The following is a 12,060-nucleotide window of genomic DNA, read 5'->3' on the forward strand; positions in this document are numbered from 1 at the left end:
CGGCCCGCCTCATTCGTGGCCGTCCCGCGAGATAACCACGCCGTCGCGACCGTCGCTCTCGTGCAGCTGCACGTGCACGCTCTCGGCGCGCGAGGTCGGCACGTTCTTGCCCACGTAGTCGGCGCGCACGGGCAGCTCGCGGTGGCCGCGATCGACCAGCACCGCGAGCTGGACGGCCCGCGGCCGCCCGACGTCGCGCAGCGCGTCGAGGGCGGAGCGCACCGAGCGCCCGGAATACAGCACGTCGTCGACGAGGATCACCAGCGCGTCGTCGATGCCGCCCGGCGGGATCGACGTCACCTCCAACGGCCGCGGCGGCTTCTGCATCAGGTCGTCGCGGTACAGGGTGATGTCCAGGGCGCCGTGCGCCAGGTCGACACCGCTGAATTCGCTGATGTGGGCCGCCAACCGCTGGGCCAGGATCACGCCGCGGGTCGGGATTCCCAGCAACACCACGCGGGGCGCCTCGGCGCTGTCGAGCGCCGTCTTTTCGATGATTTGGTGCGCGATACGAGAAATGGTCCGGCCGACGTCGGCCGTAGACATCAATTCCCTGCCGGTGGCGGCATCCCCCGCAGCACTCATCAGAGATCTTGACCTCCTTCTCCGCCTCTCCGGACGGATCGTTAAAGGATGTCGACTGCCGGGCAGCGTAGCATTTGCGACTACATTCGGCGAAATGACAGGCCCCGATTCCCCCGCCTTTCCGTCAAGGTTGCAACACATGGATTTCGACGCGCTGTATCGCGGTGAGAGCCCCGGTGAAGGCATCCCCCCGATGCCCACGCCCCCGTGGGATACCAAGGCCCCCAAGGAAAGTGTGGTCTCGTGGCACACCCACGGCTGGGTGCACGGTGACGTGCTGGACATCGGCTGCGGCCTCGGCGACAACGCCGTCTACCTGGCCGGGAACGGTTTCCGCGTCACCGGGCTGGACCTCTCGCCGACGGCGCTGATCACCGCCGAGCGCCGCGCCAAGGACGCCGGCGTCGACGTGACGTTCGCGGTGAGCGACTCCACCAAGCTCGAGGGCTACACCGCGGAGTTCGACACCGTCGTCGACAGCGGCATGTTCCATTGCCTCGACGACGACGGCAAGCGCGGCTACGCGACCGCCGCGCACCGGGCCACCAGGCCGGGCGCCACCCTGCTGATCAGTTGCTTCTCCGACGCCAACCCGTCCGACGACGACTGGCCGCGCCCCGCGGTCTCCGAGCAGACGCTGCGCGAGGTGCTGGGCGGCGCGGGCTGGGACATCGTCGCGCTGGAGCCCGCCACGATGCGTCGCGAGGTGGACGGCAACGACGTCGAAATGGCGTTCTGGTACGTCCGGGCCCAGCGGCGCTAGCGCCGATCAGCCGGCCTCTAGCTGCAGGGGTATTGCCCGTTGACCACGCAGTTCGACGGTGGCGAGTAGGTCCCGCTCAGCGCCCCCCGGAAACCGCCGGTGGCCGAACCACCGGGTGCGATCTCGCGATTCCAATTCGACGGGGTGAGGACGAAGTGCGTGCCGGATTGGGTCACGGTGCTGTTCCACGCGTGCAGGACGGATTGTCCCGCCGGCATGTCGAAGTCCAGCCGCCAATCGCTCAGCGGCGCCATGGTCGGGTTGGTGACGGTGAAGTGGGCGATGAAGCCGGTCTGCCACGTGTGTTCCACCGACAACGTCCCCGCGGCCGCGGCCGCATGGGCTACCGGACTGACCGCGAGTCCGGGGACCGCGACCAGCACTGCCGACACGCCCACGTGAAGCGCTGCGCGCCAGCGTTTCACGCAATTCTTTACCCCCGCCATAGCACCCAACACTAGAGCCGAACTGCCGAAATCGGCCTCTGGATCGCGGGTAGCTGCAGTACCTTTGCGCAACCGAAACCGTCGCGCAATTTTTGGCCTCGATACACCGCCGGGATCGGCCGGGCCAGCGGCGTTAGCGCAGGTGAGCGGCCTGTCTGTGTCAAATCCCGCGGCCCGGGTAGTACGTCATTGTGCACAAGACAGTACGGTTCGGATCGTGACGAGCGACGACTTCCTGGTTACCCGCAGCGACACCGATGAGGCGGTGGTGTTGCAGGTCAGTGGCGTGATCGACATCATCACCGCGCCCTCGCTCGCGACCCATCTCGACGTAGCGCTGACCGGAACGCCGGCCGTGCTGGTCGTCGACCTCACCAAGGTGGACTTCCTGTCCTCCGCCGGCATCACCGTGCTCGTCGAGGCCCACCGGCTGACCCAGAACAGCGCGACGTCGCTGCGGGTGGCCGCCGAGGGCGCGGCAACCAGCCGGCCGCTGCAGATCGTGGGCGTCGACAAGATCGTCGGCCTCTATCCCACGGTCGACGATGCGGTGCGCGGGCAGCGGGCGTAGCGCTCCCTCGCGGAGCTTTCGCGAGGCCGTCGCGGGCCACCCGCTAACGTGAACGCGTGAATCTCGACGGTAATCAGGCTTCCGTTCGCGAGGCCTGCGACGCCGGGCTGCTCGCCGGGGCGGTCACGGTGGTGTGGCAGCACGGAAAACTGCTGCAGGTCAACGAGATCGGCTACCGTGACGTCGACGCGGGCCTGCCGATGCAACACAACACACTTTTTCGCATCGCGTCGATGACCAAGCCGGTCACCGTGGCGGCGATCATGAGCATGGTCGACGAGGGCAAGCTGACACTGAAGGACCCGATCACCAATTGGGTCCCGGAGCTGGCCGCCCCGCAGGTACTGGACGACCCGCGAGGCCCGCTGGACCGGACGCATCCGGCGAATCGGGCAATCCTCATCGAGGACCTGCTGACCCACACCAGCGGCCTGGCCTACGGGTTTTCGGTGTCCGGGCCGATCTCGCGGGCCTATCTGCGGCTGCCCTTCAACCAGGGCCCCGACGTGTGGCTTTCCGAACTGGCGAAGCTGCCGCTGGTGCATCAGCCCGGCGACCGGATGACCTACAGCCACTCCATCGACCTGCTGGGCGTCATCGCGTCGCGCATCGAGGGCAAGCCGTTCGACCAGGTTCTCGACGAGCGCGTGCTCGGCCCGGTCGGCATGCCCGACACCGGCTTCTGCGTGTCCCCCGAAGGGCGCCGCCGCGCGGCGACCATGTACCGCCTCGACGAGCACAGCCGGCTGCAACACGACGTGATGGGGCCGCCGCACATCAGGCCGCCCAGCTTCCCCAACGCCGGCGGTGGGCTGCTGTCGACGGCCGACGACTACCTGCGCTTCGTGCGGATGCTGCTCGGCGACGGGACGATCGACGGCGTGCGCGTCGTGTCCCCCGAATCGGTGCGCCTGATGCGCACCGACCGGCTCACCGACGAGCACAAGCGGCACAACTTCCTGGGGGCGCCATATTGGGTGGGCCGGGGATTCGGGCTGAACCTGTCGGTGGTGACCAACCCGGCGAAGTCCGCCCCGCTGTTCGGGCCCGGCGGGCTCGGGACGTTCAGCTGGCCCGGCGCGTACGGGACGTGGTGGCAGGCCGACCCGGCCGCCGATCTGGTTCTGCTGTATCTGATCCAGAACATGCCCGATATGTCCGCCGACGTGGCGGCGGCCGTGGCCGGCAACACGACGCTGGCGAAACTTCAAGCGGTACAACCGAAATTCGTCCGGCGCACCTATCAAGCGCTCGACCTGTAGGCGCCCGTGGTCGACTACCCACCCGCACGCATCGTTGGACCGCGGGTGCGGCTGCGCCCGCCCGTCCTCGACGACGCCGGTGCGCTCTTCCAACGCGTGGCCCGCGACCCGGAGGTCACCAGATACCTGCTGTGGGCGCCGCATCCCGATGTGGCGACGACGCGGCGGGTGATCAACGAGAAGATCAACGTGGGCGACGAGGAGCGCACCTGGGCCATCGAGCTCGCGAGCAGCGGCCAGGTCGTCGGGCTGACCAGCTGCCGGCGCCCGGTCACCCACTCGGTGGAGATCGGGTACTGCCTCGGCAGGCGTTGGTGGGGCAAGGGATTGATGACCGAGGTCCTCGAGATGTTGCTGTCCGCATTGGATGCCGATCGCGGGGTGTACCGAGTGTGGGCCACCTGCAGCGTCGCCAACGTGCGGTCCGCCCACCTGTTGGAGCGGGCCGGGTTCGTGCGGGAGGGCCGCCTGGTGCGCCACGCCGTCTACCCGACGATGGGACCCATCCCGCAGGACAGCCTCCTCTACGCCAGGGCCCTGCGGTGAGTGTGCCCCGGTGGCGTCGAGGGTGCGGTGGCGGCTTCGGGTGTGCCCCGGTGGCGTCGAGGGTGCGGTGGCGGCAACGACACGCCGGGGAATGCCGCCCTGGGTGCACCCTCAACGCCCTGAACGCACACTCTCCGCCTTGTGCGCCCGGGCGACTAGCCGACTTCCTGCAGTGCGCGCCGCGCGTAGGCCCGCACGTCGGCGTCGGTGTCCTTGAGGGCGAGCCCCAGCGCGTCGCGCGCGGCGGGCTCACCGGCCCACCGGGTCAAGCTCAGCACCGCCGCCTTGCGCACGTCCAGGTGCGCGTCGGACAGCGCCTCGGACAACCGCGGCACCGCGAGGTCGGCCGCGGCCCCGGACAGGGCCCGGGCCGCACCCTGGCGGACCTGCCAGGCGGGTGCCCGCAGGGCCTTCTCGACCACCTTGAAATCGTCTGGGCCGCAGCCTAATTCGCTGAGCGCGGCGAGCGCGGCCGCCCGCACCAACGGATCGGGATCGGCGATCAGCGCGCTGACGGCCTCGGCGCCACCCCGCAGGGTGGCCAGACCGGCGGCGGCGGTGATACGCACCTCCCGGCTCTCGTCGCCGGTGGCGGCGACGACGCCATCGACGTCGTCGACCGAGACCAGCGCCCGCACGGCCTCGATCCGGACCCGGTGGTCCGGGTCGTTCAGCGCGCGGCGGTACTGGTCCGCCGCACCGGCCCGGCGCGCGGCCAGCAGGTAGACGGCGGCCGCCCGCACCACGGTGTCGTCGGACAGCAGATACGGCTCGGCGCCCGCCGGGTCGGGCAGCACCTCGACCAGCTCGCGGATGCCCTCGGCACTCGTCCGGCGCACACCGGAGTCGGCGTCGGCCAGCGCGGCCAGCAGCGCCACCGCGTACCCGTCGGGGATGTGCTCGGTCAGCGTCGCCACCGCGGTCCGGCGCACCCCCGGATCAGCGTCGGCCAGATACGGCTGCAGGTCGGCGATCGTCGGCTCCTCGAGGGCGAGCACCTCGGCGATGCGCGGCGACGGCGGCTCGAAAGCGGTTGACGGCGCGGCGATTCGGGATGCCGCGCTGGCCGGCGCCTTGCCGCCGACCAGTTCCGGCTGCTCCACCTCGTACACCGTGCGGTCGGTCGGCGGCAGCCCGTCCAGCTCCGGGACCGGCACGAAGTACGGGGCGACGGGGCGCTTGAGGAACACCATCTGGTCCTGGGGCCCCTTGCGCAGGTTGAGGTGATAACCCCACTGGCTGTCGTCGCGGCCGGGCAGGTCGGCGCGGTCGTGGTAGAGGCCCCACCGCGATTCGGTGCGGGTCAGCGACGAACGCGCGGCCATCTCGGCGCAGTCCCGGATGAATGACACCTCGACCGCCCGCATCAGCTCGTGCGGGTTGTGGGCCCCCATCTCCGCGATCTCGTCCTGCATGCGGTCGAAGGTGCGCACCGCGATCGACAGCTTGGCCGCCGACTTCGGCGGTGCCACATAGTCGTTGACGAACCGGCGCAGCTTGTATTCGACCTGCGGCTGCGGCGGTCCGTCCGGGTGGCGCAGCGGCCGATAGATGAGCTCGTGCGCCTCGCGCAGCTGGTCCTCCGGGAGCTGTTGTGGCGCACTGACTTCCGCGCGAATCCCGGCGGCATGCGTGCCGGCCAGGTCGCCGAACACGAAGGCCCCGATCATGTAGTTGTGCGGGACGCAGGCCATGTCACCGGCGGCGTACAGCCCGGGCACCGTGGTTCGGGCGTGCTCGTCGACCCACACCCCCGATGCGGAGTGGCCGCTGCACAAGCCAATCTCGGAGATGTGCATCTCGATGTCGTGGGTGCGATAGTCGTGTCCGCGGTTGGCGTGGAACGTGCCCCGGGTGGGGCGTTCGGTGGTGTGCAGGATGTTTTCCAGCGCGGTCAGCGTCTCGTCGGGCAGGTGCGACACCTTGAGGTAGATGGGGCCGCGCGCGGAGTCGATCTCGCTTTTCACCTCGGCCATCATCTGCCCCGACCAGTAGTCGGAGTCGACGAACCGCTCGCCGTGCGAGTTGACCTGATACCCGCCGAACGGGTTCGCCACGTACGCGCACGCCGGGCCGTTGTAGTCCTTGATCAGCGGATTGACCTGGAAGCATTCGATACCGGAGAGTTCGGCGCCCGCGTGGTAGGCCATCGCGTAGCCGTCGCCGGCGTTGGTCGGGTTCTCGTAGGTGCCGTACAGATAGCCCGACGCGGGCAGGCCCAGCCGGCCGCACGCCCCCGTCGCCAGGATCACGGCCTTGGCGCCGACGGCGACGAATTCGCCGGTGCGCGTGTTCAATGCGGCGGCGCCGACGGCACGACCGTTGTCGGTGAGCACCCGCACCGGCATCAGGCGGTTCTCGATCTGGATCTTCTCCCGCATCGACCGCTGCCGCAGCACCCGGTAGAGCGCCTTCTTGACGTCCTTGCCCTCCGGCATCGGCAGCACGTAGGAGCCCGAGCGGTGCACGCGGCGCACCGCGTACTCGCCGTGCTCGTCCTTCTCGAACTTCACGCCGTAGCGTTCGAGGCGCTGCACCATGGCGAAACCGCGGGAGGCCGTCTGATACACGGTGCGCTGGTTGACGATTCCGTCGTTGGCGCGGGTGATCTCGGCGACATAGTCCTCCGGTTCGGCCTTGCCCGGAATGACGGCGTTGTTCACGCCGTCCATCCCCATCGCCAGCGCACCGGAGTGCCGCACGTGCGCCTTCTCCAGCAGCAGCACCTGGGCGCCGTGCTCGGCGGCCGACAGGGCCGCCATGGTTCCCGCCGTGCCGCCGCCGATGACCAGCACGTCGCAGTCGAGGCGGACCGGTGTCAGATCTGGGATTTCCATCATGCCGCCACCGTATGATTCAGTGCCGCAATGATTTCCGCGCGCAGCTCCTCGCGTGGTTGCCCGGTCCGGGGTTCGGATACCTCCAGCACCGCCCGCAACGGCTGGCCCGCCCTGCCCAGCACCACGATCCGGTCGCCCAGCGCCAGCGCCTCGTCGACATCGTGGGTGACGAACACGATCGTGGTGGGGTGGGTGCGCCAGGCGTCGATCAGCAAGCGTTGCATGGCGCCCCGGGTTTGGGTGTCCAGCGCGCCGAACGGCTCGTCCATCATCACCGCGCGGGGCGCCCCGGCCAGGCCGCGGGCGAGCTGCACGCGCTGGCGCATCCCGCCGGACAGGCTCTTGGGCAGGTAGTTGCCGAAACCGGCGAGGCCGAGTTCGTCGATCCAGTGCTCGGCCTGGCCACGCCGGGTGGCCCGCGGTTCACCGCGCAGCCGCAGCGCCAGTTCGATGTTGGAGCGCACCGTGCGCCACGGCAGCAGCGCGTTGTCCTGGAACACCATGCCGCGGTCGCCCGACGTAGTGGTGACTTCGGCGTTGTCGGCCAGCACCCGGCCGCCGTCGGGCGTCAGCAGGCCCGCCAGCGCGCGCAGCACCGTCGACTTGCCGCAGCCCGACGGCCCGGTCAGCACCAGGATCTCCCCCGGGCGCACCGTCAAGCTCAGCCCGTCAATGACCGGAGTTCCCGTGTAGGACAACCGGACTCGATCCAGTTCGAGGCTCATTCCCACGGTCATCGCAGACCCTCCTGTGCGCGCGGCAGCCAGCGCGTGACGCGGCGGCCCAACAATTCGACGGCGGCCGCCGTCAGGAACCCCAGCACCCCGATGGTGATGATGCCCACGAACACCTGCGGGTAGGACAGCACGGTGTAGTCCTGCCAGGTGCGGTAACCGATGCCGAGACGGCCCGAGATCATCTCGGCGGAGATCACGCAGATCCACGCCACGCCCATGCCGACCGACAGGCCACCGAACACGCCGGGCAGGATCCCCGGCAACACCACCCGGGCCAGCACGTCCCACCGGCCGCCGCCCAGGGTGCGCACCGAGTCCTCCCACAACGTCGGCAGCGCAGCCACCGCGTGCCGGGTGCTGACCAGGATCGGGAAGTAGGCAGCCAGGAAGGTGATGAACACGATGCCGGCCTCGTCGGTGGGGAAAAGCAGGATCGCCACCGGCACCATCGCGATGGCCGGAACGGGCCGAACCAGCTCGGTCAGCGGACCGAAGGTGTTGGCGAACAACCGCGACCGGCCCAGCAGCACGCCCGTGGCCACGCCGACCGCCGCGGCCAGCCCGAAGCCGGTGAGGATCCGAATCAACGACTGCGCCAGGTCAAGCCAGTACTCGTAGGTCCCCAGCCGGCGGTGCAGCGCACTGACGATCTGGGTGACGGTCGGCAGCGTGTCGAAGCGCAGCAGCAGCCGCACCTTGCCTTCGGTGAGCAGTTGCCACAGCCCGATCGCCGCGGCCACCGACACCAGCCGCAGCAGCCGCCACCGCCAGGGCGAGGCGGACCGCCGCGGGGTGTCGATCCCGGTCAGTGGAACCGCGCCGACGGCATCGTCGGCCACCGCGGCCGTCGGCCCTCCGGTGACGTAGGCAGTCATGCCGAACCTCCCAGTGCCTCTTGATAATTGATGGCAGCGCTGCCCGGATGTGCGGCGAGGTAGCGATGTGCCCCGGCCGGGGTGCCGAAGGGTAGATACGTCTGTCCGTCTTGCACCCAGACCGCCTTGTCGGCGAACCACCGGGTGCCGAACTCGGTGTCGGGAACGAAGGCCGCCCGGACCTTGCTGCCGTGCGCGGTCGCATCCCTGATCGCGCGCAGCAGGCTGGTGGGGTTGGCGACCGTCTGCGTGGAATCCGCCCCGTCCAGCCACAGTTCGCTCGCCAGCTGGGGGTCGCCGCTGAGCAGCGACGGGTTGGTACCTGAGGCCCGCGCCGCGTTGTAGTCGCGACCGCGGGCGGCGAACACCGCGCGCAGCGGGGCATCCTGGACGAATGCCGGGACGTCGAGATCGGCGAAGTCGCCGATCGACTTCAGATACGGCACATCGCTTTTCAGTGCCTCGACGAGCGATGGCTTGAGCGTGGTGTCAAACGACGTCCCGCCAGGGCCGTTGTAGAGGTACACCACTTCCTGGGGCAGGCCACTGCCCTGGGCGACGATGCGCGCGGCTTCCAGCGGCTTGTCGTTGAGGAAATCGGTCGCGTCGAGTTGGGCCTGCAGGAACGCGCCCAGCACCTCCGGGTGGGCCGACGCGTAGGAGCGCCGCACCACCACGCCGTGCAGGGTGGGCAGGTTCAACTCGGCCCCGTCGTAGAGCAGCTTCGCCTTGCCCTGGAAGACCAGCAGCCCGGGCCACGCGACGAACTGCGAAAGACCCTGCACCTGGCCGGATTCCAGGGCCGACGCGCCGATCTGCGGCTGCTGGTTGAGCACCTCGACTCCGGTGATCCCGGCCCGGTCCAGTGCGCGCATCAGCGTGCCGTGGCCGGCCGAACCGACGCTGGCCGAGACCTTGGTGCCGGCCAGGTCGGCCAGTGTGGTGGCCGACGAATCCGGCTTCACCACAACCATGTTCAGCGCGCCCTTGGGGTTATAGCCGGTGATCGAGACGATCTCAGTTTTCGCCAGCGGGTTGGCCTGCGTCTTGGAGCCGTTGATCAGCATCGGGTAGTCGCCCATCGAGCCGATGTCGATCTTCTCGGCGAGCATCTGCGCGGTGATCGGGGCGCCCGTGTCGTAGTCCTGCCAGCGGACGGCGTACTTGGTGCCGGTGCGGGTGGTGATGTCGGCGAGCCGGTGCTCCAGGTAGCCCTGGGCCCTTAATAGCGTGCCCGCCGTGACGGTGTTGATGGTCTTGGACTGGTAGCCGACGACGACGTTGACCACACCGGAGGACTGCGAAAGCGATTCCAGCGAGCAGCCGGAAACTGTTGCGGCAATGGCGAACACAATCGACGCCAGCCGGGCTGTGGGCTGTTTCATGAAAAGCCTTGGGGGTTAGGTTATTTCAGCGTATGAGATACGGCATGTTGATCGTGACGGCGCCCGTTGGGCAGCGAGCTGCGCACGGACCGCAATACCAGCACTCGTCGACGTGCATGAAGGCTTTCCCGGTATCCGGGTTGATCGCCAGCGCGTCGAGCGGACAGACCTCGACGCAGAGCGTACAGCCGTCGATACAGAGCGACTCGTCGATGGTCACCGGCACGTCGGCACGGTTGTTGTTGACCAGCGTCATAGGATGCTCCTTATCGGTTCGGCTCTTAAAAGGTTGCCGCGCATGGTGATTCGATCGCCACGCATCCGGATGTATTCGAGGTCGACGGGTCGTCCGTCGTCGAGGCTGGTGAGTCGCTCGAGCATGAGCAGTGCCGACCCGTCCGGCACCTGCAGCGTGGCCGCCGAGTGCGCGTCGGCCGGGATCGCCTCCAGCGCCAGTGCCGCCGAGCCCAGCCGGTGGCCGCTCACCTGCTCGATGAGCGCGAACAGGTCTTGCTTTTCTAAGGGGTTCTCCAGCGGGTGGTCGAGAATCTGCGCGCCGATATCGGGGGCCAGGTAGGTCAGGTCGAGGCTGAGCGGCAGATCGCCCAGGTAGCGCAGCCGCTCGATAAATACCGCCTGCTCACCGGGTTCCAACCGCAGCCGGCTTGCCACCGCGGGCGGGGCGACCACGGACATGGCGGCGCGCACCTCGTTGCGGACCTCGCCGATGTGCTTGAACGTTTCCTTGAGCCCCAGCAGCGAGTCGATGCGGTGGTCGTACTTGCGCTGCGCGACGTGGGTGCCGACCTTGGGCCCGCGGTCGATCAGGCCCTCCTGCTTCAGGATGCCCAGCGCCTCGCGAATGGTGTTGCGCGACACCGAGAACTCGGCGGCCAAGTCGCTTTCGGCGGGCAGCCCGTCCGAATAGGCGGCCGCGTGGATCTGCTGGCGCAGGACATCCGCGACCAGGCGGGCACGGTCGGCCCTGGGTCCGCGTATGGGTATCGCCTCAGCCACGCCGTCACGCTAACGCAGCTCAGGGCCGTTTTTCGGGTGAGCGGTGAGCGCCCGTGACGGTAGGTCAACCTATTGCGCCGGGTCGGATTCGCCGTCCACCAGCGCAAACTCCGGCCCCGACGACTATTGCGCCACCTGGGCGACGCCCGCGGCTTTGCGATCCCGCTGAGCAGAACCATCGCTGCGGCCGGGCGGGGCTTACCGGGACGTGCGGTTGGCGTTGATCTCGTCGCGGTGGGCCATGGCCCACTTGGCGAGGGACATCACCAGCGGTAGCAGTGTCCGCCCGAGTTCGGTCAGCTCGTACTCCACGCGCGGTGGCACTTCGGCGTAGGCCGTGCGATCGACGAGACCATCCTCGACCAAGTGCTTGAGGGTCAGGGTCAGCATCCGCTGCGATATGCCCTCCACGGTTTCCGCCAGCGCACCGAACCGCATCGGGCCGTCCCGCAGCGCACCGATCACCAGCAGACTCCACTTGTCGCCGATGCGATCGAGCACCTCTCGTACTGCGCCGCCCGGCGGAATGCACTTCGTGTTTGTGATGTGCGTCATACCGAAGTCCTTTTCCTGGATGCATACATCGATGTGCCTTTTGTCGCCGCCGCAGCGCTGACACACGATGTGGCTACGCACGAATAGTAAGGATTGGGGACTGCCATGAACATCGCATTGTGGACGGCGCAGGGCCTGCTCGCCTTCGTGTATCTGATTGCGGGCGGGCTCAAGGTCATTCGGCCGCGTGAGCAACTCGTGGCGACGGGCCGACTCGACTGGATGAAGGACCGCTCGGACGCGGCCGTGAAAGCCGTCGGCGCGGTCGAGATCCTCGGGGCGCTCGGCGTGATCCTGCCCGAGGCGACCGGCATCGCCCGCATCCTTATCCCGATCGCCGCAGTCGGGCTGGTCATCGTTCAGATCGGTGCGCTGCGCGTGCACCTGAGCCGTAACGAACGACAACCGTTGCCCGTCAACGTGATTCTGCTGCTGCTCGCGGCCTTCGTCGCGATCGGCCGAATCGTGGGCTGAGGCC

14 protein-coding genes are annotated in these 12,060 nt (G+C 68.6%); 5 read left to right on the forward strand and 9 right to left on the reverse strand.

The window, feature by feature from the left end; all coding sequences use genetic code 11:
* Positions 1–9 precede the first annotated feature (9 nt).
* A complete protein-coding gene (pyrR, locus tag MRAB57_RS25270; RefSeq protein ID WP_077089782.1) occupies positions 10–585 on the reverse strand; it encodes a bifunctional pyr operon transcriptional regulator/uracil phosphoribosyltransferase PyrR in 576 nt (191 codons plus the stop codon).
* Between the two features lie 130 nt (positions 586–715).
* Here pyrR and MRAB57_RS25275 point away from each other — a divergent pair, with 130 nt between their 5' ends.
* Positions 716–1,348: a class I SAM-dependent methyltransferase gene (locus MRAB57_RS25275; protein ID WP_108637999.1), complete on the forward strand. Its 633-nt coding sequence runs from the start codon at positions 716–718 to the stop codon at positions 1,346–1,348.
* Between the two features lie 17 nt (positions 1,349–1,365).
* Here the strand turns inward: MRAB57_RS25275 and MRAB57_RS25280 are convergent, their stop codons facing one another.
* Positions 1,366–1,794: a cellulose-binding domain-containing protein gene (locus tag MRAB57_RS25280; RefSeq protein ID WP_077089784.1), complete on the reverse strand. Its 429-nt coding sequence runs from the start codon at positions 1,792–1,794 to the stop codon at positions 1,366–1,368.
* Between the two features lie 217 nt (positions 1,795–2,011).
* Between MRAB57_RS25280 and MRAB57_RS25285 the strand changes: the two genes are divergently transcribed.
* From MRAB57_RS25285 to MRAB57_RS25295, 3 genes are read left to right on the forward strand one after another with little or no spacing between them, the layout of a single operon-like run.
* A complete protein-coding gene (locus tag MRAB57_RS25285) occupies positions 2,012–2,365 on the forward strand; it encodes an STAS domain-containing protein (protein WP_245836006.1) in 354 nt (117 codons plus the stop codon).
* Between the two features lie 56 nt (positions 2,366–2,421).
* On the forward strand, positions 2,422–3,627 hold the full coding sequence (locus MRAB57_RS25290) for a serine hydrolase domain-containing protein (RefSeq protein WP_077089785.1): 1,206 nt from the start codon (positions 2,422–2,424) through the stop codon (positions 3,625–3,627).
* A 6-nt stretch (positions 3,628–3,633) separates the two neighbouring features.
* Positions 3,634–4,173, forward strand: coding sequence for a GNAT family N-acetyltransferase (locus MRAB57_RS25295; protein ID WP_077089786.1), 540 nt, complete (start codon positions 3,634–3,636; stop codon positions 4,171–4,173).
* A 155-nt stretch (positions 4,174–4,328) separates the two neighbouring features.
* Here MRAB57_RS25295 and MRAB57_RS25300 read toward each other — a convergent pair whose 3' ends face one another.
* The 7 genes from MRAB57_RS25300 to MRAB57_RS25330 form a co-directional block, all read right to left on the reverse strand.
* Positions 4,329–7,013, reverse strand: a complete 2,685-nt coding sequence (locus tag MRAB57_RS25300) for a fumarate reductase/succinate dehydrogenase flavoprotein subunit (protein WP_077089787.1) — start codon at positions 7,011–7,013, stop codon at positions 4,329–4,331.
* Positions 7,010–7,750, reverse strand: a complete 741-nt coding sequence (locus MRAB57_RS25305) for an ABC transporter ATP-binding protein (RefSeq protein ID WP_077089788.1) — start codon at positions 7,748–7,750, stop codon at positions 7,010–7,012. The genes MRAB57_RS25300 and MRAB57_RS25305 overlap by 4 nt, the downstream gene beginning before the upstream one ends.
* Positions 7,747–8,625, reverse strand: a complete 879-nt coding sequence (locus MRAB57_RS25310) for an ABC transporter permease (RefSeq protein ID WP_077089789.1) — start codon at positions 8,623–8,625, stop codon at positions 7,747–7,749. Before MRAB57_RS25310 ends, MRAB57_RS25305 begins: the two co-directional genes overlap by 4 nt.
* Positions 8,622–10,010, reverse strand: coding sequence for an ABC transporter substrate-binding protein (locus tag MRAB57_RS25315; protein WP_077089790.1), 1,389 nt, complete (start codon positions 10,008–10,010; stop codon positions 8,622–8,624). The genes MRAB57_RS25310 and MRAB57_RS25315 overlap by 4 nt, the downstream gene beginning before the upstream one ends.
* A 25-nt stretch (positions 10,011–10,035) precedes the next feature.
* The gene (locus MRAB57_RS25320; protein WP_077089791.1) at positions 10,036–10,266 is read right to left on the reverse strand and encodes a 4Fe-4S dicluster domain-containing protein; all 231 of its coding nucleotides are present in this window, start codon (positions 10,264–10,266) and stop codon (positions 10,036–10,038) included.
* Positions 10,263–11,027 (reverse strand): GntR family transcriptional regulator, encoded by a 765-nt coding sequence (locus MRAB57_RS25325; protein ID WP_077089792.1) that lies wholly within the window; start codon positions 11,025–11,027, stop codon positions 10,263–10,265. Before MRAB57_RS25325 ends, MRAB57_RS25320 begins: the two co-directional genes overlap by 4 nt.
* A 198-nt stretch (positions 11,028–11,225) precedes the next feature.
* On the reverse strand, positions 11,226–11,582 hold the full coding sequence (locus MRAB57_RS25330) for a winged helix-turn-helix transcriptional regulator (RefSeq protein ID WP_077089793.1): 357 nt from the start codon (positions 11,580–11,582) through the stop codon (positions 11,226–11,228).
* A gap of 105 nt (positions 11,583–11,687) precedes the next feature.
* Between MRAB57_RS25330 and MRAB57_RS25335 the strand changes: the two genes are divergently transcribed.
* Positions 11,688–12,056: a DoxX family protein gene (locus tag MRAB57_RS25335; RefSeq protein ID WP_077089794.1), complete on the forward strand. Its 369-nt coding sequence runs from the start codon at positions 11,688–11,690 to the stop codon at positions 12,054–12,056.
* The last annotated feature ends 4 nt before the right edge of the window (positions 12,057–12,060 follow it).

This window comes from Mycobacterium rhizamassiliense (assembly GCF_900157375.1).
Lineage (GTDB): Bacteria > Actinomycetota > Actinomycetes > Mycobacteriales > Mycobacteriaceae > Mycobacterium > Mycobacterium rhizamassiliense.

Excerpts from the sequence above, each read along its gene's own strand:
- pyrR (WP_077089782.1), bottom strand. The coding sequence starts at position 585 with ATGAGTGCTGCGGGGGATGCCGCCACCGGCAGGGAATTGATGTCTACG.
- MRAB57_RS25280 (WP_077089784.1), bottom strand. The coding sequence starts at position 1,794 with ATGGCGGGGGTAAAGAATTGCGTGAAACGCTGGCGCGCAGCGCTTCAC.
- MRAB57_RS25300 (WP_077089787.1), bottom strand. The coding sequence starts at position 7,013 with ATGATGGAAATCCCAGATCTGACACCGGTCCGCCTCGACTGCGACGTG.
- MRAB57_RS25305 (WP_077089788.1), bottom strand. The coding sequence starts at position 7,750 with ATGACCGTGGGAATGAGCCTCGAACTGGATCGAGTCCGGTTGTCCTAC.
- MRAB57_RS25310 (WP_077089789.1), bottom strand. The coding sequence starts at position 8,625 with ATGACTGCCTACGTCACCGGAGGGCCGACGGCCGCGGTGGCCGACGAT.
- MRAB57_RS25315 (WP_077089790.1), bottom strand. The coding sequence starts at position 10,010 with ATGAAACAGCCCACAGCCCGGCTGGCGTCGATTGTGTTCGCCATTGCC.
- MRAB57_RS25320 (WP_077089791.1), bottom strand. The coding sequence starts at position 10,266 with ATGACGCTGGTCAACAACAACCGTGCCGACGTGCCGGTGACCATCGAC.
- MRAB57_RS25330 (WP_077089793.1), bottom strand. The coding sequence starts at position 11,582 with ATGACGCACATCACAAACACGAAGTGCATTCCGCCGGGCGGCGCAGTA.
- MRAB57_RS25335 (WP_077089794.1), top strand. The coding sequence starts at position 11,688 with ATGAACATCGCATTGTGGACGGCGCAGGGCCTGCTCGCCTTCGTGTAT.